At 69.8% G+C, this 19,521-nt stretch carries 18 protein-coding genes; 9 read left to right on the forward strand and 9 right to left on the reverse strand.

What is annotated here, in order from left to right:
• Positions 1–6: 6 nt before the first annotated feature.
• Genes CFB52_RS15465 through CFB52_RS15475 form a run of 3 tightly spaced genes read right to left on the reverse strand, consistent with a single transcriptional unit; the run spans position 7 to position 4,007 of the window.
• A complete protein-coding gene (locus tag CFB52_RS15465) occupies positions 7–2,235 on the reverse strand; it encodes a xanthine dehydrogenase family protein molybdopterin-binding subunit (RefSeq protein ID WP_099316879.1) in 2,229 nt (742 codons plus the stop codon).
• A complete protein-coding gene (locus CFB52_RS15470) occupies positions 2,232–3,233 on the reverse strand; it encodes a xanthine dehydrogenase family protein subunit M (protein WP_099316880.1) in 1,002 nt (333 codons plus the stop codon). Before CFB52_RS15470 ends, CFB52_RS15465 begins: the two co-directional genes overlap by 4 nt.
• A gap of 18 nt (positions 3,234–3,251) precedes the next feature.
• Positions 3,252–4,007 carry a (2Fe-2S)-binding protein gene (locus CFB52_RS15475; RefSeq protein WP_059576466.1) on the reverse strand — a complete coding sequence of 252 codons (756 nt, stop codon included), beginning with the start codon at positions 4,005–4,007 and terminating at the stop codon, positions 3,252–3,254.
• A 557-nt stretch (positions 4,008–4,564) separates the two neighbouring features.
• On the opposite strand from CFB52_RS15475, the gene CFB52_RS15485 reads away from it, so the two are divergent.
• On the forward strand, positions 4,565–4,852 hold the full coding sequence (locus CFB52_RS15485) for a hypothetical protein (protein WP_059576462.1): 288 nt from the start codon (positions 4,565–4,567) through the stop codon (positions 4,850–4,852).
• Positions 4,853–5,075: 223 nt separating this feature from the next.
• Here the strand turns inward: CFB52_RS15485 and CFB52_RS15490 are convergent, their stop codons facing one another.
• Positions 5,076–5,699: an alpha/beta hydrolase gene (locus CFB52_RS15490; RefSeq protein WP_059576476.1), complete on the reverse strand. Its 624-nt coding sequence runs from the start codon at positions 5,697–5,699 to the stop codon at positions 5,076–5,078.
• Between the two features lie 346 nt (positions 5,700–6,045).
• On the opposite strand from CFB52_RS15490, the gene CFB52_RS15495 reads away from it, so the two are divergent.
• The 4 genes from CFB52_RS15495 to CFB52_RS15510 are packed head-to-tail and all read left to right on the forward strand — an operon-like array spanning position 6,046 to position 8,688.
• Positions 6,046–6,987: a glyoxylate/hydroxypyruvate reductase A gene (locus CFB52_RS15495; protein ID WP_059576459.1), complete on the forward strand. Its 942-nt coding sequence runs from the start codon at positions 6,046–6,048 to the stop codon at positions 6,985–6,987.
• Between the two features lie 32 nt (positions 6,988–7,019).
• Positions 7,020–7,952 carry a hydroxymethylglutaryl-CoA lyase gene (locus CFB52_RS15500; protein ID WP_059576456.1) on the forward strand — a complete coding sequence of 311 codons (933 nt, stop codon included), beginning with the start codon at positions 7,020–7,022 and terminating at the stop codon, positions 7,950–7,952.
• A 26-nt stretch (positions 7,953–7,978) separates the two neighbouring features.
• Positions 7,979–8,485 carry a YbaK/EbsC family protein gene (locus CFB52_RS15505; protein WP_059576453.1) on the forward strand — a complete coding sequence of 169 codons (507 nt, stop codon included), beginning with the start codon at positions 7,979–7,981 and terminating at the stop codon, positions 8,483–8,485.
• Positions 8,482–8,688 carry a DUF1289 domain-containing protein gene (locus CFB52_RS15510; protein ID WP_006477621.1) on the forward strand — a complete coding sequence of 69 codons (207 nt, stop codon included), beginning with the start codon at positions 8,482–8,484 and terminating at the stop codon, positions 8,686–8,688. The genes CFB52_RS15505 and CFB52_RS15510 overlap by 4 nt, the downstream gene beginning before the upstream one ends.
• 243 nt (positions 8,689–8,931) lie before the next feature.
• Here CFB52_RS15510 and CFB52_RS15515 read toward each other — a convergent pair whose 3' ends face one another.
• Positions 8,932–9,834 carry a DMT family transporter gene (locus CFB52_RS15515; RefSeq protein WP_059576451.1) on the reverse strand — a complete coding sequence of 301 codons (903 nt, stop codon included), beginning with the start codon at positions 9,832–9,834 and terminating at the stop codon, positions 8,932–8,934.
• Between the two features lie 112 nt (positions 9,835–9,946).
• Here CFB52_RS15515 and CFB52_RS15520 point away from each other — a divergent pair, with 112 nt between their 5' ends.
• Positions 9,947–10,438: an Lrp/AsnC family transcriptional regulator gene (locus CFB52_RS15520; RefSeq protein ID WP_059576448.1), complete on the forward strand. Its 492-nt coding sequence runs from the start codon at positions 9,947–9,949 to the stop codon at positions 10,436–10,438.
• A 76-nt stretch (positions 10,439–10,514) separates the two neighbouring features.
• Here CFB52_RS15520 and CFB52_RS15525 read toward each other — a convergent pair whose 3' ends face one another.
• Entirely contained in the window at positions 10,515–11,411 is an 897-nt protein-coding gene (locus tag CFB52_RS15525) for an alpha/beta fold hydrolase (protein ID WP_099316881.1), read from the reverse strand.
• A gap of 239 nt (positions 11,412–11,650) precedes the next feature.
• Here CFB52_RS15525 and CFB52_RS15530 point away from each other — a divergent pair, with 239 nt between their 5' ends.
• Positions 11,651–12,610: a nitronate monooxygenase family protein gene (locus CFB52_RS15530; RefSeq protein WP_059576442.1), complete on the forward strand. Its 960-nt coding sequence runs from the start codon at positions 11,651–11,653 to the stop codon at positions 12,608–12,610.
• Between the two features lie 126 nt (positions 12,611–12,736).
• On the opposite strand, the gene CFB52_RS15535 is transcribed toward CFB52_RS15530, so the two are convergent.
• From CFB52_RS15535 to CFB52_RS15545, 3 genes are all read right to left on the reverse strand, one after another.
• The gene (locus CFB52_RS15535; protein WP_059576438.1) at positions 12,737–13,699 is read right to left on the reverse strand and encodes a LysR family transcriptional regulator; all 963 of its coding nucleotides are present in this window, start codon (positions 13,697–13,699) and stop codon (positions 12,737–12,739) included.
• A 194-nt stretch (positions 13,700–13,893) separates the two neighbouring features.
• Positions 13,894–14,970 carry a porin gene (locus CFB52_RS15540; RefSeq protein ID WP_059641258.1) on the reverse strand — a complete coding sequence of 359 codons (1,077 nt, stop codon included), beginning with the start codon at positions 14,968–14,970 and terminating at the stop codon, positions 13,894–13,896.
• A gap of 344 nt (positions 14,971–15,314) precedes the next feature.
• The gene (locus CFB52_RS15545) at positions 15,315–15,797 is read right to left on the reverse strand and encodes a hypothetical protein (RefSeq protein ID WP_060317111.1); all 483 of its coding nucleotides are present in this window, start codon (positions 15,795–15,797) and stop codon (positions 15,315–15,317) included.
• Between the two features lie 347 nt (positions 15,798–16,144).
• Between CFB52_RS15545 and CFB52_RS15550 the strand changes: the two genes are divergently transcribed.
• On the forward strand, positions 16,145–17,176 hold the full coding sequence (locus tag CFB52_RS15550) for a bile acid:sodium symporter family protein (RefSeq protein ID WP_089465205.1): 1,032 nt from the start codon (positions 16,145–16,147) through the stop codon (positions 17,174–17,176).
• 238 nt (positions 17,177–17,414) lie between these two features.
• A complete protein-coding gene (locus CFB52_RS15555) occupies positions 17,415–19,259 on the forward strand; it encodes a phosphodiesterase (protein ID WP_060010414.1) in 1,845 nt (614 codons plus the stop codon).
• The last annotated feature ends 262 nt before the right edge of the window (positions 19,260–19,521 follow it).

Here is a 19,521-nt window from a genome sequence, read left to right on the forward strand (position 1 = left end):
CGGCGCTCACGCGCGCACCGGCATCGCCACCTTGTCGAGCGTGATCGGCAGATCGCGCACGCGCACGCCGGTCGCGTGATAGACCGCGTTGGCGATCGCGGCCGGCACGCCGGTGATCCCGATCTCGCCGATGCCGCGAATGCCGAGCGGATTGAAATGCGTGTCGCTTTCGTCGACGAAGCTCACGTCGAGCTCGCCAATGTCCGCGTTGACGGGCACGTGGTATTCGGCGAGATTCGCGTTCGTGAAGCGGCCGTGCCGCACGTCGAGATGCGAGCCTTCCTCGAGCGCGGTGCCGAGCCCCCACACCATCCCGCCGATCAACTGGCTGCGCGCGGTCTTCGCGTTGAGCAGGCTGCCGACGCTGTAGACGCCGACGATGCGCGGTACGCGAATCGTGCCGAGCTCGGCGTCCACGTGCACTTCGGCAAACACCGCGCCGAACGAATGGGACGCATAGCGCGACTTCTCGTCGCCGGGCTTCGCCGTCGCCTGCGCGTCGATCGGCTGGCCGCCCGCCCGCGCGATCACCGCCGCGGCCGGATCGCGCCGCGACGGCTCGCCGCGATGCACGACCCAGCCGTTGTCGACCGTCACGTCGTCGGCCGCGGCGCCGTGCAGCGGCGAGCCGGGATCGGCGATCGCCAGCGCGATCAGCTTCGCACGCGCCTGCAGCGCGGCCTCGCGCACGGCGGGCGCCACGCTCGCGGCCGACTGCGAGCCGCCCGATACCGGTGCGCGCGGCAGGCTGGAATCGCCGAGCGCGAAGCGCACGTTCCGCGGCGCGAAACCGAGCGCGTCGGCCGCGACCTGCGTCATCACCGTGTAGGTGCCGGTGCCGATGTCCTGCGTGCCCGACGCGACTTCGGCCGTGCCGTCCGGCAGGATGCGCGCACGCGCGGACGCTTCGCTGCGGTTCGCCGGATACGTGGCGGCCGCCATCCCGAGGCCGATCAGCGTGTCGCCGTCGCGCATCGTGCGCGGCGTCGTACCGGTGCGGCGCGACCAGCCGAAGCGCCGCGCGCCGACCTCGTAGCACGCGCGCAGCTCGTTGCTCGACCACGGCTTGCCGTCCTGCGGATCGACCTCCGCGTAATTCGCGAGCCGCAGCGCGACCGGGTCCATGCCGAGTTGCCATGCGAGCTCGTCCATCGCCGATTCCAGCGCGAACGAGCCGGACGCCTCGCCGGGTGCGCGCATGAACGTGGGCGTACCGACGTTCAGCGACACGATCCGGTGCGTGGTCGCGTGGTTCGGCACCGCGTACATGATCCGCGACGGCATCCCGCACATCTCCATCCAGTCCTCGAACGTCGACGTGGTGGCGATCGTGTCGTGGCGCATCGCGGTCAGTTTGCCGTCGCGACGGGCGGCCAGCACGACGCGCTGTTCGGTGAACGGCCGCCCGCCGACCGGGCCGAACATCTGCGGCCGCGTCAGCGCTAGCCGGACCGGGCGCCCCACCTGCTTCGCCGCCATCGCGCACAACGACACGTGCGACCACGACGAACCCTTGCAGCCGAAGCCGCCGCCGAGGAACGGCGAAATCACGCGCACGTGTTCCGGCGCGATGCCGAATACGGCGGCCACGGCCGTGCTCGCGCCCGACACGCCTTGCGTCGCATCGTGTAGCGTGAGCGTCGGGCCGTCCCAGCGTGCCATCGTCGCGTGCGGCTCGATCGGGTTGTGGTGCTGCATCGGCGTCGTATAGGTTGCGTCGACGCGCACCGCGCCTTCGCGCAAGCCGGCATCGACGTCGCCGCGCTGCGTGTCCATCGCGCGGCCCTGCTGCTTCGGCGGCACGCGCGCGCCGCGCTTCGCGTGCGCGAAATCCACCACGGCATCGCCCGCGCGATAGCGCACCTGCACGGCATGCGCGGCGTCGGTCGCCTGCTCGAGCGTTTCGGCCACGACGACCGCGACGGGTTCGTTGCTGTAGCGCACCGTGTCGTCCTGCAACAGCGTGAGCCGGCGCCCCGCGGGCGGCGACAGCGGCGGCCGGCCGCCGTTGGGCAGCCGCATCGCGTTCTCGTGCGTGATCACGAGCAGCACGCCGGGCATCGTGCGCGCACGCGCCGTGTCGATCGACTCGATGCGGCCGGATGCGATGGTGCTCGTCACGAGCACCGCGTGCGCGAGCCGCACATCGGGGAACTCGGCCGCGTAGTGCGCGCCGCCCGTCACTTTCAGTACGCCGTCGACGCGGTCGAGCGGCTGTCCGGTCAGCGTGTTCATGCGGCACCTCCGGTCGGTCCGGCGGCGGTCTTCACCGCACGCACGATCGCCCGCTGCGCGAGCGCGATCTTGAAGCCGTTGCCGTCGAGCGGCGTGGCGTCGCGCAGCGCGAGCGCGGCCGCTTCATTCAGCGCGGCATCGCTCAACGCGTGCCCGGCGAGATGCTGCTCCGCGGCCGTCGCGCGCAACGGCTTGTGCGCGACGCCGCCGAGCGCGATCCGCGCATCGGCGATGCGCGGGCCGTCCATCCGCAGCGCGGCCGCGACCGACACCAGCGCGAACGCGTAGCTCGCGCGGTCCCGCACTTTCAGATAGTGCGCATGGTCGGCGAAGCGCGGCGGCGGCAAGTCCACCGCGGTGATCAGCTCGCCCGGTTCGAGCGTCGTGTCGAGATCGGGACGATCGCCCGGCAAGCGGTGGAACGACGCGATCGGAATCTGCCGCGCGCCCCGCGGGCCGCTCACCTGCACGACGGCGTCGAGCGCGGCGAGCGCGACGCTCATGTCCGACGGGTTCACCGCCACGCACTGCGGGCTCGCGCCGAGGATCGCGTGCATCCGGTTGTGGCCGCCGATCGCCGCGCAGCCGCTGCCCGGCTCGCGCTTGTTGCACTGCGCGAACGCGGGATCGTAGAAATACGGGCAGCGCGTGCGCTGCATCAGGTTGCCGCCGACGGTCGCCATGTTGCGCAATTGCGCGGACGCGCCGGCGAGCAGCGCCTGCGACAGCAGCGGATAGTCGGCGCGCAGGCGCGGATGATCGGCCGCATCGCTGTTGCGCACGAGCGCGCCGATGCGCACGCCGCCGCCGGGCAGCGCATCGACCGCGTCGAGGCCCGCGATGCGCGTGATGTCGATGAGCGCGGCGGGCCGCGCGACGCCGCCCTTCATCAGGTCGAGCAGGTTCGTGCCGCCGCCGATGAAGGCCGCGCCGGGCCGCTGCGCCGCGCGCACGGCGCCGGCGACGTCCATCGCGCGTTCGTAGGAGATCGCTTCCATTGCGGTGCCCTCCGTCGGCTAGCCATGCGCCGCATGCGCGGCGCGCACGGCGGCGACGATGTTCGGGTACGCGCCGCAGCGGCACAGGTTGCCGCTCATGCGCTCGCGGATCTCGTCGTCCGACAGATGCGCGGGGCGGCGCCGCACGTCGTCGGTGGCGGCGCTGCCGGCGCCCGCCGCGAACTCGTCGAGCAGCGCGGTCGCCGAGCAGAGCTGGCCGGACGTGCAATAGCCGCACTGGAACGCATCGTGTTCGACGAACGCGCGCTGCACCGGGCTCAGCTCGCCGCCGCGCGCCAGCCCTTCGACGGTCGTGATCCGCTCGCCTTCGTGCATCACCGCGAGCGTCAGGCATGCGTTGATGCGCCGCCCATCGACGAGCACCGTGCACGCGCCGCACTGCCCGCGATCGCAGCCCTTCTTCGTGCCCGTGAGGCCGGCGTATTCGCGCAGCGCGTCGAGCAGCGTGACGCGCGGTTCGAGCTGCAGCGTGTACGCCCGCCCGTTGATGTCGAGATGCACGGGCCGCGCCGGCACCGAATCGCGGCGGGGCGCGGCAGGTGCGGCTGCCGCGTGCGGCGGCTGCGGATGAACGTGCGAGGCGGCGCTGACGGTCGCGGCAGCCGCCGCGGATTGCAGGAAGCGGCGCCGCGCGGCGCTGGGCGGCGTATCGTGCGGCGACGGCGGCGCCGCTGACTGGCCGGGCCCGCGCGGCGCCGGGGCGGCGTCGCGCGCCGGCTCGGCGGACGGAGAATCGGATCGATCGCTGGACATGGCTTCTGCTCGCTCCATGGTTGATGGACGCGGATGTGCCGCCCGCGCCCGGAGGGCGGCGCGGTCGGCACGCGCATCGCGCAAAGAGCAATTCCGGTGCCGCGAAACGGGGGAGCAGCGCCCATGTGCAATGCCGGCCCCGCCTCGTGGCGCGCACCGGGCGGCAAACGGGTCGGGTCGTCGCTGACTGCGCGTCCATGACGCCACGCTGGCGCACGGCTGGCCGTTCGCTGACGAAGCGGCAATAACGCCCGGATTTTTCGACGTGACCGGCAACGCATCGGTCACAAATTGCCGGCCGCATGTGCCGTGCCGCGCATGGCGTCCGCGTCGCCACGGCCGGGCCGAGGCGTTGCGCGCCGTGTAAATGCGCGCAGCATCCGCGTTCGCTGGAAAATTCCGCCATGCGTGCCGCGGCCGATTACCGCGAAGGCATCCGGTCAGCGTGACGAAAACATGTCGCGATGCCGCCGGAATCGCAAACGATTCACCGAAACGTCGCATCGCGGCGGCATACTCGAAAACGTTTCCCGATCAGCCTTGCCAGGAGAGAAGTCATGCGTCGCGTTTTCGTCGCCGTCGTTCTGTGTGCCGCCGTGTTCGTCGCCGCCTGCAGCGACGACGCACCGCACGACGCCAACGCGACCGACGCCGCCGCGCCGCAGGCCGGCGCATCGAACGGCGCCGCCAGCGCGTTCAACAGCGGCGCGAGCGCGAACGCCGCCGCGTCGGATGCCGCGCCGCTCGCGCCGCCCGTCGTGCACTACCCGCCCGATGACGACGACGATGCGAAGCCCGCCACGAACGCGGCCGCGTCGAGCGCCGCCGCGTCGATGCCGGGCTGATCCCGCTGTCGCCTGACAGGAGTCGGTACCGCTCGGGGAGCGCGGTGGGCGCTCGCGTCGCGCCGCCACCGGCATGACGACACGGTGGATGGCGGCGTGAACGGCACGGTGCCGCGCCGCTTCGCGGGCCGTGTCGAGCATGGCCGCGCCGCTGTTCGGCCCCCGGCCGCCGTCAGGCCCGTTTCCGCGCCGTAGGCGCGACAGCCACCGCGCGGCCTGCGCGTCAGACCGCGTGCGCGAGCGCGCGGTCGACGCGCGCGGCCTCGAAGCCGTCGTCCGCGTCGCGAAAGCGCAGCGGCGCCGCGCAATGCACCAGCGTGTCGATGAAGTACTTCGCGCGCGGCCACGGCCCGAAGCCGGCCGCCGTGTTGATGTGCCCGGCGTCGCCGAGGTTCACGAACGCGCTGCCCAGGCGCTGCGCGAGTGCGCGAGCATCGGCGAGCGGCATCCACGGATCGGTCTCGCTGCCGATCACGATCGACGGCACCGCGAGCCGGCGCGCGTCGAACGGTCCGGCAAACGTGAATTTCTTCGGGCTGGCCGGCGCGACGAACAGCACGCCCGCCACATCGCCCACGTGCGGCCACTGCGCGAGCGCATGCGCGGCCGCGAGGCAGCCGAAGCTGTGCGCGGCGAGCACGAACGGGCCGCGCTCGCGATCGAGCAGCGCGCGCACCGATTGCGCCCAGCCCGCGAGATCGGGCGCGTCCCAGTCGTGCTGCTCGACGCGCAACGAGCGCGGGAACTGCCGCTCGAGCCAGGTCTGCCAGTGGGCGCCTTCGCTGCCGTGCAGGCCCGGAACGGTGACGAGCCGCGGCGGCCACGCCGATTTGCTGCATGCGCGCATGATTGCCCTCGCTTGCTTGAACACGAGGTTCGATTGTGGCGTCGGGTACGCGGCGACCGAACCAATATTTTGTGCTTTGCTTTTGCGCGGGGCGATGACCGCCGGCGGCCCGGCCACCGCGCGACGACGGCCCGCATCGGCCGCACGCTCCGTGCGGCGGCGCAACGCGCGGCGAAACCGTAGAATGTGGGCTTCCCGTCAGCTTCACACGGAACCGGGCCCCGCGCCGACGCGCCGGGCCGTCCGTCAGGAGACGCCCGATGTCCGCCATGTCCGCCGGCGCGCCGCGCCCGGCTCCGCTCACCGTTCCCGTGACGCGCCTCGCCGGCGCGCGCGCCCTCGCGCAATGAAGATCCTGTTCCATTCACCGCATCAGGAAGCCGACGCATGGCGCGACGAGATCGCGCGGGCGCTGCCGGAAGCCGAACTGCGCGCGTGGCAGCCGGGCGATACGGCCGCCGCCGACTACGCGCTCGTATGGCGCGCGCCGCGCGAGTTCTTCACGCCGCGCGACGGCCTGCGCGCGATCTTCAACCTCGGCGCGGGCGTCGATGCGCTGCTCGCGCTCGAGCACGCCCATCCGGGCACGCTGCCCGCGCACGTGCCGCTGGTGCGGCTCGAAGATTCGGGCATGGCGCGGCAGATGGTCGAATACGTGACGCACGCGGTGCTGCGCTACCTGCGCCGCTTCGACGAATACGACCTGCTCCAGCGCGAACGCCGCTGGCAGCCGCTCGAACCGCACGCGCGCGCAAGCTTCACCGTCGCCGTCCTCGGGCTCGGCGTGCTCGGCGCGCAGGTCGCCCGCGCGCTCGCCGCACTCGGCCTGCCGGTGCGCGGCTATAGCCGCAGCGTGAAGCAGCTCGACGGCGTCACCACGTTCGCCGGCGACGGCGCGTTCGACGCGTGCATCGACGGCGCGAAAGTGCTCGTCAATCTGCTGCCGAGCACGCGCGACACCGACGGCATCCTGTCGGCGCGCGCATTCGCGCGGCTCGCGCGCGGCGCATACGTCGTCAACGTCGCGCGCGGCGCGCATCTCGTCGAAGCCGACCTGCTCGACGCGCTCGCGAGCGGCCAGGTCGCCGCGGCCACGCTCGACGTGTTCCAGCACGAACCGCTGCCGGACGACCATCCGTTCTGGCGCGCGCCGCGCATCACGATCACGCCGCACAGCTCGGCCGAGACGCTGCGCGCGGAAGCCGTCGAGCAGATCGCCGGCAAGATCCGCGCGTTCGAGCGCGGCGCGCCCGTCAGCGGCATCGTCGACTACGCACGCGGCTACTGAATTCCGCCACAAAGAGAAACCAGGAGACAACCATGACGTTCCCCACCGCCGTCAAGATCGTCGAAGTCGGCCCGCGCGACGGCCTGCAGAACGAGAAGACCTTCGTGCCGACCGACGTGAAGATCGCGCTCGTCGACCGGCTGTCGCGCGCCGGTTTTCGCAACGTCGAGGCCGCGTCGTTCGTGTCGCCGAAATGGGTGCCGCAGATGGCCGACGGCGCCGACGTGATGGCCGGCATCGAGCGCCGCGCGGGCACCGTGTACTCGGTGCTCACGCCGAACCTGAAGGGCTTCGAGCATGCGCTCGCCGCCCGCGCGGACGAAGTCGTGATCTTCGGCGCGGCGAGCGAGGCGTTCTCGCAGCGGAACATCAACTGCAGCATCGCCGAGAGCATCGCGCGCTTCGAGCCCGTCGCGAAGGCCGCGAAGGATGCGGGCCTGCGGCTGCGCGGCAGCGTGTCGTGCGCGCTCGGCTGCCCGTATCAGGGCGAGGTGCCGGTGGCGTCGGTGGTCGACGTCGTCGAGCGGTTCGCCGCGCTCGGCTGCGACGAGATCGACATCGCCGACACGATCGGCGTCGGCACGCCGAAGCGCACGCGCGAAGTGCTCGCGGCGGTGACGCGCGTGTTCCCGCGCGAACGCCTGTCGGGCCATTTCCACGATACCTACGGCCAGGCGCTCGCGAACATCTACGCGGCGCTGTTCGAAGGAATCGAGATCTTCCACGCGTCGGTCGCGGGCCTCGGCGGCTGCCCGTACGCGAAAGGCGCGACCGGCAACGTCGCGACCGAGGACGTGCTGTACCTGATGCAGGGCCTCGGCATCGAGACCGGCATCAATCTCGCGCAGGTCGTCGCCGCCGGCGACTTCATCTCCAACGCGATCGGCCGCGCGAACGTGTCGCGCGCCGGTCGCGCACTGCTCGCCAAGGCGCAGAGCGCGGCCGACGCCGCGAACTGCGTCTGATCGCGCCACTCCACGGATTCTCCAACATGACGACACCCGCTTCATTCGACTCCCTGCCCGATTCCGCGCGACGCGTCGCGCTGCTGCTGCGCGAGCGCGGCCATGCGAAAGGCATCGTGATGCTCGCCGAAACCGGCAAGACGTCGGCCGAGGCCGCGGCCGGGCTCGGCTGCTCGGTCGCGCAGATCGCGAAGTCGATCCTGTTTCGCCGGCAGGCCGACGACGCGCCCGTGCTCGTCGTCGCGAGCGGCGTCAACCGCGTCGATGAAAAGAAGGTCGCCGCGCAGGTCGGCCCGGTCGGCCGCGCGGACGCGAAGTTCGTGCGCGACAACACCGGCTATGCGATCGGCGGCGTCTGCCCGATCGGCCATCTGGTCGAACCGATCACGCTGATCGACGCCGACCTGCTCGCGCTCGACAGCCTGTGGGCCGCCGCCGGCCATCCGCACGCGGTGTTCAACCTGTCGCCGCACGAGCTCGTGTCGCTGACGGGCGCGCCCGTCGCGGACGTCGCGTTGCGGGAGTCCGCATGAGCGACGTGACGATGCCGGTCGCCACGGTCGCGTCGCCGTGCACCGACGTCTGCCGGATCGATCCGCGCACCGACTGGTGCGCGGGCTGCCTGCGCACGCGCGGCGAGATCAAGGGATGGCGTGAGTCGGACGACGACGCGAGGCGCGCGCTGCTCGCGCGGCTGGACGCGCGGCGGCGCCTGATCGCGGGCAGCGAGACATAAAAAAAAGCCGTTCAGCCTCACGGGCGAACGGCATCGAGATCGGAATCCTGTGAACGTGATCAACGTCACAGCCCGCATCATACGAGCGACGCGGCCGCATCGCATCGGGTGTTTCCCTACAACTTCCTGCCGCGCTTTTCGCGGCTGCACGCGACGCCCTCTCGCGCGCAATCGCCGTTCCCGACACGCGCAGTCGGCGCGCCGCGGCGCGACCGCGCAGCCGCGCCGAATCGTCCGACCGTATCAGTTGCCGACCGCCTCGCGACGCGCGGGCACGATGCGCCAGCCGAGGTTCACGCCGGCCGCCGCGAGCAGGATCAGCAGCGCGCCGAACATCTGCGTCCACGCGAGCGTCTGCCCGAACGCGATGCGATCGACGGCGATCGCGACGACCGGATAGACGAACGACAGCGCGCCCGTCATCGCGGTCGGCAGCTTCTGCACCGCGCCGTACAGCAACACGTACATCAGCCCCGTGTTGACGATGCCGAGCACGATCAGGTCGGCCCATTGCCCGGCCGTCGCCGGCAACGTGTCGAAGTGCGCGAACGGCGCGAGCAGCACGATGCCGAGGCCGACCTGCAGCAACGCGAGCAGATGCGGCGGCGTGCCCTTCAGGTGCTTCGTGATGATCGACGAGATCGCATACAGGAACGCCGCGCCGAGCGACAGCGCGACGCCTTCCAGATATGCGCCGGGCACCGCGAGCACGGCCGGCTCGACGCGCACCACGAACACGAGCCCCGCGAACGCGAGCACGAGCCACGCGACCGTCGACGCGGTGATCCGCTCGCGGAACACGATCGCGCCGAGCGCGACCAGCATGAACGGCTGCGTGTTGTAGACGGCGGTCGCCATCGAGATCGACGCACGCGAATAGGCGGCGAAAAGCAGCAGCCAGTTCGCGACGATCGCGAGGCTGCCGAGCGTCACGAGCACGAGCATCCGCGGCGAGAACAGCGAGCGGCGCAGGAAGCCGAACGCCGCGCAGACGATCGCGAGCGTCGCCGTGCCGAATACGCAGCGGAAGAACACGACATTGGTCAGCGGCTGCTGCGACGACATCACGAGCCAGCCGATCGTGCCGGACATCAGCATCGCGACGATCATCTCGGCGGCGCCGCGGCGAATTTCATTCGTGGCCATCATGGATTCCGTTGAAGAGAGGGGATGACTTCGATTCTAGAAACTTGCCTTCGCCACAACCACGGCTAAACTGAAGCCAATCAGCCGATTCACCTTCGAAACCAAAGCAATCATGCCGAAACGCCTTTCCCCGCCCGCCGTCGCGTCGCTCGACGCGACCGACCGCGCGATCGTCGCCGCGCTGGCCGACGACGCACGCATCGCGACCAGCGAACTCGCCCGGCAGATCGGTCTGTCGGCGCCCGCCACCGCCGACCGCGTGCGGCGGCTCGAGGCGCAAGGCGTGATCGCCGCATTCACCGTCGAGCTCGACCCGCGCGCGCTCGGCTATACGCTGCAGGCGATCGTCCGCGTGAAGCCGCTGCCGGGCCAGTTGCATCTGGTCGAGGAGTTGCTGCGGCGGATTCCGGAATTCGTCGAATGCGACAAGGTCACCGGCGACGACTGCTTCATCTGCCGGCTCTACCTGCGCACGATCGAGCACCTCGACGACATCCTGTCGAAGGTGACGGAGCGCGCGGAGACGAGCACCGCGATCGTGAAATCGACGCCCGTGCCGCGCCGCCTGCCGCCGCTCGTCGAAGACGACCACGCGCGTCGCTGAGCCGCTGGCGGCGCATACCGCCGAGCCGTCGGCGGCGCACACCACTGAACCGCGGGCGGCACGCCCGCACGCACCGTCACGCGGCTGGGTCGCGCGCCTCGAAGAACGCGAGCAGTTCGTCGATCAGCGCGGCCGGCGCCTCTTCCGCAATGTAGTGCCCGCAGTCGAGCGCGCGGCCGCTGACGTCGCGCGCGACGCGCCGCCATTCGTCGAGCGGATCGAAGCAGCGGCCGACGACCCCGTGCTCGCCCCACAGCACGCGCAGCGGGCACGCGACCTTGTTGCCGCGTTCGAGGTCCGCACGGTCGTGCTCGAGATCGATCGTCGCCGACGCGCGGTAGTCCTCGCACATCGCATGCACGGCGCCCGGCTGCGCGAGCGCCGCCCGGTACGCGTCGAGCGCCTCGGGCACGAACGGCGCGAGCCCGGCCGAGCGGTTGCCCATCACGCGTTCGATGTACGCATCGGTGTGCCCGCCGATCAGCGTCTCGGGCAGCGGCTCGGGCTGGATCAGGAAGAACCAGTGGAAATACGCGGTCGCGAACGCGCGATCGGTTTTCTCGTACATCGCGAGCGTCGGCGCGATGTCGAGCAGCATCATCCGCTCGACGGCATTCGCGTGATCGAGCGCGAGCCGGTGCGCGACCCGCGCGCCGCGATCGTGCGCGCACACATGGAAATGCTCGAAGCCGAAATGCCGCATCACGGCGACCTGGTCCGCCGCCATCGCCCGTTTCGAATACGGCGCGTGCCGCGCGTCGCTCGGCGGCCGGCCCGATGCGCCGTAGCCGCGCAGGTCGGTGGCAATCACCGTGAAGTGATTCGCAAGCGTCGCGGCAACGCGACGCCAGATCATGTGGGTCTGCGGATGGCCGTGCAGCAACAGCAGCGGCGGCCCCGCGCCTCCTTTGACACCGAAGATGTCGGTGTCCTGCACCGTCACGCGAAACGATGCAAACGCGTCAAACGACATGGTTTGTTTCTCGTTGGTTTGTTATGGCGGCTATTTTAAAAGTGCCGGCGCGTCTTCACAGCGAGGTCACCGCCCGAAACCGTAGAAAGAGAACACTCACTCGATTGCCGGCACACCGCGCCTTTTGCTAAGCTCGCGTAGAATCGCACGACCGTTCGTATTAATATGACCGAATGCGTTCCGCGGCTACACTCGAATCACCGTTCGACCGCCACGCCCCCGGAGACTGGAGACATCACATGGCATTGCCCACCGTCCTGCAGAACCTGACGCTCCCCGTCATCGCGTCGCCGATGTTCATCGTCAGCTACCCCGAACTCGTGCTCGCGCAATGCAAGGCGGGCATCGTCGGTTCGTTCCCCGCGCTCAATGCGCGCCCGGCCGAACTGCTCGACGAGTGGCTCACGCAAATCCAGTCGGAACTCGCCGAGCACAAGGCGAAACATCCCGACGCGGTGATCGGCCCGATCGCGGTCAACCAGATCGTCCACCAGTCGAATGCACGGCTCGAGCACGACGTGCGCGTGTGCGTCGAGCACAAGGTGCCGATCTTCATCACGAGCCTGCGCGCGCCGGCGCGCGAGATCGTCGATGCGGTGCACGGCTACGGCGGCATCGTGCTGCACGACGTGATCAACCTGCGCCACGCGCAGAAGGCGCTCGAAGCCGGCGTCGACGGGCTGATCCTCGTCGCGGCCGGCGCCGGCGGCCACGCGGGCACGACGTCGCCGTTCGCGCTGGTCGGCGAAGTCCGCAAGATCTTCGACGGCCCGATCGTGCTGTCCGGCTCGATCGCGAACGGCGGCTCGATCCTCGCCGCGCAGGCGATGGGCGCCGACTTCGCGTACATGGGCACGCGTTTCATCGCGACGCAGGAAGCGCACGCGATCGACGACTACAAGCACGCGATCCTGAACGCGAAATCGTCGGACATCATCTACACGAACCTCTTCACGGGCGTGCACGGCAACTACATCCGCGAGAGCATCGAGAAGGCCGGCCTCGATCCGGACGCGCTGCCGGAATCCGACAAGACCAAGATGAATTTCGGCAGCGACAAAACCAAGGCATGGAAGGACATCTGGGGCGCCGGTCAGGGCGTCGGCCTGATGGACGATCTACCGAGCGTGGCTGCGCTCGTCGAGCGGCTCAAGCGCGAGTACGACGACGCGAAGGCGCGGCTCGGCATCCCGCGCTGAAGGATGCGGCGGCCGTGGTGGCCGCCATCGGCCGCCATCGGCGCGAGATCGTCGCCCCAACGAAAAAAGCGCGAACCGCAGCGGTTCGCGCTTTTTTATTGCCCCGCCGCGGCGGAACGACGCGGCTCAGCCCGCGCGCTTCATCCGCGTGATCGGCAGCACGCGCAGGCGCGATTCGATCGACGGACACAGCGACTGCCCCTCGAAACGCGCGGCGAGGAAGTCGACGAACGAGCGCACCTTCGCGGACACGTGACGACGGCTCGCGTACACCGCATAGATCGGCGCCTCGTGCGGCGGCACCGAATCGAGCAGCACCGGCACGAGCCGGCCCGCTTCGATGTCGTCGCCGACCACTTCGGTGCCGAGCAGCGCGATGCCCGCGCCGGCGAGCACGGCCGCGCGCAGCCCTTCGAGATGGTTCACGATCAGGTTGCCGTTCAGGCTCACGCGCGACGCGGCGGCCGCGTCGATCACCAGCGAATCGAGCATCGTCGAATTCGAATCGCGCCGCAGGTAGTTGTGATTCGCGAGATCGGCGATCGTCCGGGGCGTGCCGTGCTTCTCCAGATACGCAGGCGACGCGACCAGCAGGATGTGCGCGGTCGCGATCTGGCGCGCGACCAGCGACGACGATTTCAATCCGTTCGGCGCCGCGCGCACCGCGACGTCGTAGCCCTCCTCGATCAGGTCGACCACGCGATCGGACAGCGTCATGTCGACGGTCACGTCCGGGAACCGGCCCGCATAATCGGTGACGGCCTGCATCACGTGCCGCAGCCCGAACGCGGACAGCGACGTCACGCGCAGCCGGCCCTGCGGCACCACGCTCGCGGCGCCGACGGCCTGCCCGGCTTCGTCGAGTTCGGACAGCGCCTGCACGAGGCGCTCGTAGTATTCGCGTCCCGCCTCGGTCGGCGCGACGCGTCGTGTCGTGCGATGCAGCAGCCGGGCGCCGAGCTGCTGCTCGAGGTGCATCACGTGCTTGCTCGCCATCGCCGCCGACATCTGCATGCGCTCCGCCGCGCCGACGAAGCTGCCCACTTCGACGACGTAGCGAAACACATTCATGCTGACGAGGGTATCCATCGAACTAGCTCGCAATCCCGGGAAATCGACCAATTACGAGATAGGGTAACAAAGGCGGGGAAACAGAAAGGTCAAGAAAGGCAAAACGGCGCCGCGGGTGGCGGCGCCGCTTCGGACTGAAAATGACGGGCAGGAAAACATGCAGCCGGAACGCGCGATTGACGCGCGGCCGGCGCACCGATCGCGCGTGCGCGTCAGAACTTCGCGCGGATGCCGGCGCCGAACGTGTTGCCGGTCGACAGGCCGCTGATGTGATCGTTCATGTAGGCCGCGTAGACGTCGGTGCGCTTGGACAGCGGATAGTCGTAGCCGACGGCCCAGGTCTGGCGCGTCTGGTCGAGGCCGCCCGCGTCGCGCGAGTACGCATACGACGCCATCGCGTTGCCCACGCCGATCGGCACCGACACGCCGCCCTGCGCGGTGTTCACGTGCCAGCTGCCCGCGACCTGGTCGTTCTTCGTATACATGTACTGGCCGAACAGCTTCACGAGCTTCAGGTCGTAGGTGGCGCCGACCAGCGCGATGCCCTGGCTCTTCATGCCGGTCACGAGCGCGCTCAGGTCCTGCGGGCCGTTGTTGAAGTTCACGTACTGATACACGGCGGTCGCCGCGAACGGGCCGTTCGCGTAGTTGAACTGCGCGCTCCACTTCTTCGAACGGTTGTCGCCGGCCTGGTTGCCGAGCGCGTACATCGCACCGAAGTTCAGGCCCCCGAACGAAGGCGACGTGTAACCCAGCGCGTTGTTCCAGCCCGAATCGCCCACCGCGCCCTGGTCGCTCGGATAGGTCGGGAACGTGCCGAGGCCGAGGAACACGTGATACACCATCGGCGAGAAGGTGTACGAGTCGTAGAACGGGTTGAACAGGATCGTCGACAGGAACAGGTGCGTCGTCAGGCGGCCCGCCGTCACCGTGCCGTACGGCGAGCTGATGCCGACGTACGCGTTGCGCGCGAAGAACGTGTCGCCCTGGAAGCGGCCGTACTGGCCGTTCTGCGCACGGAAGAAGCTCTCCAGCGTGAAGATCGCCTTGTAGCCGCTGCCGAGATCCTCGGCGCCGTGCAGGCCCCAGTACGACGTCGACATGCCGCCGCCCGACACGTTCCACGCGCGATCGCCGCCCGGGAACTTGGTGGCGCCGACCCATTCGTCAACCTGCCCGTAGAGCGAGACGCTCGACTGCGCATGGACGGGTGCGGCAGCCGCCACGCAGGCGGCTGCGGCGATCAGCTTGACGGACGTGCGCGACGCACGGCGGGCGAATGCTTTCATGGGATCTCCAGGTTTTGTCGAATAGTCGATAAGTGGCGCGAGCGTTGTTGTATGGAGCCGAGTGCTTGCGTCGTATGGGGCGCAGCCATCTTTACGGATCATTCGTCCGGTCAAAATTGCGCACGCTTATTGCGGGTATAGCGTCGGCATTAACTTCGCGGCAGGTATCCATGGCCGCACGCACGGCGGCGGCCCGGCACGAACGCGGTCGCACGGGCGGGCGGCGGCGCGGCATGGCGTGCCGGGCGCGAAAGATAGCGCAATGCGGCGGGAAAATCAGCGGGAATCTGCGCGCGACTGTGGCGAATTCGCATCAGCCGGCAAGGGGACGAGCGCCGGGGCGCTCAGTTTCGGTAGAACGGGGAGAAAAACGGCGAGTGCGCAGGCTCTTCCTGCGAGCGGGGCGGCGGCATCGGGCGGCCGCCGCGCTCCTCGTTGTAGCGCGCGACGTCGGCGCGGATCGAGCCGGCTCGCAGCGGGACGTTGCCGCCGCCCGGCGGGCGCGGCATCTGGCGGACTTCGGCGTTGATCGGCCGATACGGGCTTTGCGCGGCGTAATGGCCGTACGACGGTGTCGGGCGCAGCCCCCAGCGGGAGCCGGCGCCGCTCACGCCGCCGGGACGCACGCCGGCAGACGGCGGCACGCGACGCCACACCGGAGCGCCGCCGGCGGGCTGACCGTACGCGCGCATGTCGCCGCCGCCGAAGCCGTGGCTGCCGAACCCGTGACCGCCGTGGGGAGGCTGGGCGAGCGCGAGCGGCATCAGCAGCGTGCCGAGCACGCCTGCCACCCATCGTCCGATCTTCCGTTTCACCCGTTCCGTCATCGTTCCGTGCCCATCGACGCCCGCCGTCGGCTCCTTTCGGCCGACCCAAGGCTTTCAGCAGTAATTTATGAGCGGGGGGAAAGCGTGTCGAGCCAAAAAGTGTTATGTCGCCGGCATCGGTGTAACACCATGTTACTGCTAGGTTTTTTCACTTCCGGGCGCGATCGCGACGGAACGTTCTTCCGCGGTTTTGGCCGCGGCCGCGACTCGTACGGCGGCCGCCGTTGCATGCCATCGATTCATCAATCGATTCGCACAATGAATTTGTGTAGTGAATCGTCAACCGGGACAATAACGCCATCCGCGCGCGCGACGCGCGCCTTCGTCGTTTCCGAATCGAGTTCCCGATGGCCCGTCCCCGTTTTCTTCCCGACAACTTCACGCTCGCGCTCGTCGGCACCGTCGTGCTCGCGAGCCTCGTGCCCTGCCGCGGCCCAGCCGCCCATGCGTTCAACTGGGCGACCAACATCGCCGTCGGCCTGCTGTTTTTCCTGCATGGCGCCAAACTGTCGCGCGAAGCCGTCGTCGCGGGCGCGACGCACTGGCGGCTGCACGCGCTCGTGCTGCTCAGCACGTTCGCGCTGTTCCCGCTGCTCGGCCTCGCGCTGAAACCCGTGCTGCAGCCGCTCGTCACGCCGACGCTGTACGCGGGCGTGCTGTTCCTCTGCACGCTGCCGTCGACGGTCCAGTCGTCGATCGCGTTCACTTCGATCGCGAAGGGCAACGTGCCGGCCGCCGTGTGCGCGGCCTCCGCGTCGAGCCTGCTCGGGATCTTCGTCACGCCGGCGCTCGTCGGGCTGATGATCACGTCGCAATCGGCCGCGGCCGCGTCGCCGTGGAGCACCGTCGGCAGCATCGTGATGCAACTGCTCGTGCCGTTCATCGCCGGCCAGTTGCTGCGGCCCGTGATCGGCGGCTGGATCGACCGCAATCGCGGCGTGCTGCGCTTCGTCGACCAGGGCTCGATCCTGCTGGTCGTCTACGTCGCGTTCAGCGAGGCCGTCAACGAGGGGCTGTGGCACCAGATTCCGCCGCGCGCGCTCGGCGGCCTGCTCGTCGTCAACCTCGTGCTGCTCGCGATCGCGCTGCTGCTGACCGCATTCGTCAGCAAGCGGCTCGGCTTCAACCGTGCCGACCAGATCACGATCATCTTCTGCGGATCGAAGAAGAGCCTCGCGGCCGGCGTGCCGATGGCGAAGGTGATCTTCTCGGCGAACGCGGTCGGCGCGATCGTGCTGCCGCTGATGCTGTTTCACCAGATCCAGCTGATGGCGTGCGCGGCGCTCGCGCAGCGCTGGGGCGCGCGCGACACGAGCGGCGAGCACGACGAGGGCGCCGCGACGGCCGCATCCGGCGCGCTGAGCGCGGGCAAGCGCTGACGCGCCCGGGGGCGCGATGGCCGCCGCGGGCGGCTTTCCGCTTTCCGCTTTCCGCTTTCCGCTTTCCGCCTACCGCTCATCGCCCCCCGTTTTCGGTCCCTCGCCCCTTCCGGCCACGCGCCGACGCGCATCCGGCGCGATGCACCGGCAACGCCGGTCATGTCACGAAATCTTCATTCAATTCTCCGCGCGCGATGCCGTTAAGCCGGACGTCCCGTCGATTCGGCTGCCCTCGCCCATGCCCGCGCCCCACTCCGGTTCCGCCGCCACCCGCACCTCGCGCCTGATCGCGGATCGCGCGCTCGCCGCCGTCTTCCAGCCGATCGTCGACCTCGGGTCGGGGACGGTCGTCGGTTACGAAGGGCTGATCCGCGGCCCGCGCGGCACCGACCTCGAGCCGCCCGCCGCGCTGTTCGCGCAGGCCGCGCGCGAAGGCGAAACCATCGCGCTCGAACGGGCGGCCGCGCTCGCCTGCCTCGACGCGTTCGCGGCGCTCGGCTGCGACGGCAAGCTGTTCCTCAATTTCAGCGCGGGCACCATCCTCACGCTCGCCAGCGAACGCGAGCGCGCATGCCAGTTCCTCGGCCGCGCGCACATCGGCGCCGAACGCATCGTGATCGAGCTCACCGAGCAGAACGCGATTCCCGATCTCGCGGACATCGGGCCGGCGGTCGCGTCGCTGCGCGACGCCGGCATCCAGTTCGCGCTCGACGACTACGGCACCGCGAACGCGAGCATGAACCTGTGGCTGCGCCTGCACCCGGACCTCGTGAAGATCGACCGCTTCTTCATCCACGACATCGCGCGCGACCCGCTCAAGTTCGAGGCCGTGAAGGCGATGCAGCACTTCGCGCAGGCGAGCGGCGCGAAGCTGATCGCGGAAGGCATCGAGAACGAATGCGACCTGATCGTCGTGCGCGACATGGGCATCTGCTGCGTGCAGGGCTTCCTGCTCGGCCGGCCGAACGCGCAGCCGTCGCGGGTGGTCGCGCCGGCCGCGCGCGACGCGATCCGCGCGCCGCACATCGCGGTGTTTCCCGGCATGACGCGCGCGGTGCGGCCGGCCGGCACGATCGCCGGGAAGATGCTCGTGCCCGCCCCGGCGCTGCCGCGCGACGCGACCAGCAACGACGTGCTCGACCTGTTCAACCGGATGCCCGACCTGCACGCGGTCGCGCTCGTCGAGCGCGGGCGGCCCGTCGCGCTCGTCAATCGCCGCGGCTTCATCGACCGTTTCGCGCTGCCGTATCACCGCGAGGTGTTCGGGAAGAAGCCGTGCCTGCAGTTCGCGAACGATGCGCCGCTGATGATCGACAACGCGACGACCTTCGAGCAGCTCGCGCTGCTGCTCGCGAGCCACGACCAGCGCTATCTCGCGGACGGCTTCGTGATCACCGAACACGGCCGCTATGTCGGGCTCGGCACCGGCGAGAGCCTGGTGCGCACGGTGACCGAAATGCGCATCGAGGCCGCGCGCTACGCGAATCCGCTGACCTTCCTTCCCGGCAACATCCCGATCAGCGCGCACATCGACCGCCTGCTCCAGCGCGACGCCGGCTTTCATGCGTGCTACGTCGACCTGAACCAGTTCAAGCCGTTCAACGACCAGTACGGCTACTGGCAAGGCGACGAAGTGCTGAAGTTCGCCGCGACCGTGCTGGCCGGCGTATGCGACCCGCAGCGCGACTTTCTCGGCCATGTCGGCGGCGACGATTTCCTGGTGCTGTTCCAGCGCGACGACTGGCGCGAGCGCGCCGCCGACGCGATCGCGCGCTTCAACGACGGCGCGCGGCTTTTCTACACGCAGGCCGACCGGCAGGCGGGCGGGCTGCATGGCGAGGACCGCCACGGCAACCCGGCGTTCTTCGGCTTCGTGACGATGGCGATCGGCGCGGTGGGCGTGCCGGCCGGCGCGCACGGCGCGAAACGCTACGGCAGCGACGAGATCGCGTCGGTCGCCGCGCTCGCGAAGCGGCGGGCCAAGCAGCAGCCGGACGGGCTCGCGGTCGTCGATCTCGATGCCGGCCGCGCCGCGCTGCGGCATCGCGGCGAACCGCCGGCCGTGGCGGTGGCGGCCGGCTGAACGACGGACGGTCGCCCGCGACGCACGGAAAACCGGTGCACCGTGCGACGGGGGCGATGCCCGGCCGCTGCAACGTTCGGCTGTCGCGCAACGGCCTCTCATCGTCATCGGTCACGGCCACGGCCACGGCGCCCCCACGCTCGCACGGGCGCGCGGTCCGACTGCCCATTTTGCGGCGCTGCGTCGGCACCGCCGGACACCCACACGCCCACCTTGCCTTTTTCGCGTTTTGTTTAGTATTTTTAGTAACGGTGTTTTCGCA

Origin of the sequence: Burkholderia sp. AU18528 (assembly GCF_002223215.2) — a bacterium.
GTDB lineage: Bacteria > Pseudomonadota > Gammaproteobacteria > Burkholderiales > Burkholderiaceae > Burkholderia > Burkholderia semiarida.

Excerpts from the sequence above, each read along its gene's own strand:
- CFB52_RS15490 (WP_059576476.1), bottom strand. The coding sequence starts at position 5,699 with ATGCGCGCATGCAGCAAATCGGCGTGGCCGCCGCGGCTCGTCACCGTT.
- CFB52_RS15510 (WP_006477621.1), top strand. The coding sequence starts at position 8,482 with ATGAGCGACGTGACGATGCCGGTCGCCACGGTCGCGTCGCCGTGCACC.
- CFB52_RS15515 (WP_059576451.1), bottom strand. The coding sequence starts at position 9,834 with ATGGCCACGAATGAAATTCGCCGCGGCGCCGCCGAGATGATCGTCGCG.
- CFB52_RS15470 (WP_099316880.1), bottom strand. The coding sequence starts at position 3,233 with ATGGAAGCGATCTCCTACGAACGCGCGATGGACGTCGCCGGCGCCGTG.
- CFB52_RS15550 (WP_089465205.1), top strand. The coding sequence starts at position 16,145 with ATGGCCCGTCCCCGTTTTCTTCCCGACAACTTCACGCTCGCGCTCGTC.
- CFB52_RS15465 (WP_099316879.1), bottom strand. The coding sequence starts at position 2,235 with ATGAACACGCTGACCGGACAGCCGCTCGACCGCGTCGACGGCGTACTG.
- CFB52_RS15485 (WP_059576462.1), top strand. The coding sequence starts at position 4,565 with ATGCGTCGCGTTTTCGTCGCCGTCGTTCTGTGTGCCGCCGTGTTCGTC.
- CFB52_RS15535 (WP_059576438.1), bottom strand. The coding sequence starts at position 13,699 with ATGGATACCCTCGTCAGCATGAATGTGTTTCGCTACGTCGTCGAAGTG.
- CFB52_RS15475 (WP_059576466.1), bottom strand. The coding sequence starts at position 4,007 with ATGTCCAGCGATCGATCCGATTCTCCGTCCGCCGAGCCGGCGCGCGAC.
- CFB52_RS15505 (WP_059576453.1), top strand. The coding sequence starts at position 7,979 with ATGACGACACCCGCTTCATTCGACTCCCTGCCCGATTCCGCGCGACGC.
- CFB52_RS15495 (WP_059576459.1), top strand. The coding sequence starts at position 6,046 with ATGAAGATCCTGTTCCATTCACCGCATCAGGAAGCCGACGCATGGCGC.
- CFB52_RS15525 (WP_099316881.1), bottom strand. The coding sequence starts at position 11,411 with ATGTCGTTTGACGCGTTTGCATCGTTTCGCGTGACGGTGCAGGACACC.
- CFB52_RS15520 (WP_059576448.1), top strand. The coding sequence starts at position 9,947 with ATGCCGAAACGCCTTTCCCCGCCCGCCGTCGCGTCGCTCGACGCGACC.
- CFB52_RS15540 (WP_059641258.1), bottom strand. The coding sequence starts at position 14,970 with ATGAAAGCATTCGCCCGCCGTGCGTCGCGCACGTCCGTCAAGCTGATC.
- CFB52_RS15530 (WP_059576442.1), top strand. The coding sequence starts at position 11,651 with ATGGCATTGCCCACCGTCCTGCAGAACCTGACGCTCCCCGTCATCGCG.
- CFB52_RS15500 (WP_059576456.1), top strand. The coding sequence starts at position 7,020 with ATGACGTTCCCCACCGCCGTCAAGATCGTCGAAGTCGGCCCGCGCGAC.
- CFB52_RS15545 (WP_060317111.1), bottom strand. The coding sequence starts at position 15,797 with ATGACGGAACGGGTGAAACGGAAGATCGGACGATGGGTGGCAGGCGTG.
- CFB52_RS15555 (WP_060010414.1), top strand. The coding sequence starts at position 17,415 with ATGCCCGCGCCCCACTCCGGTTCCGCCGCCACCCGCACCTCGCGCCTG.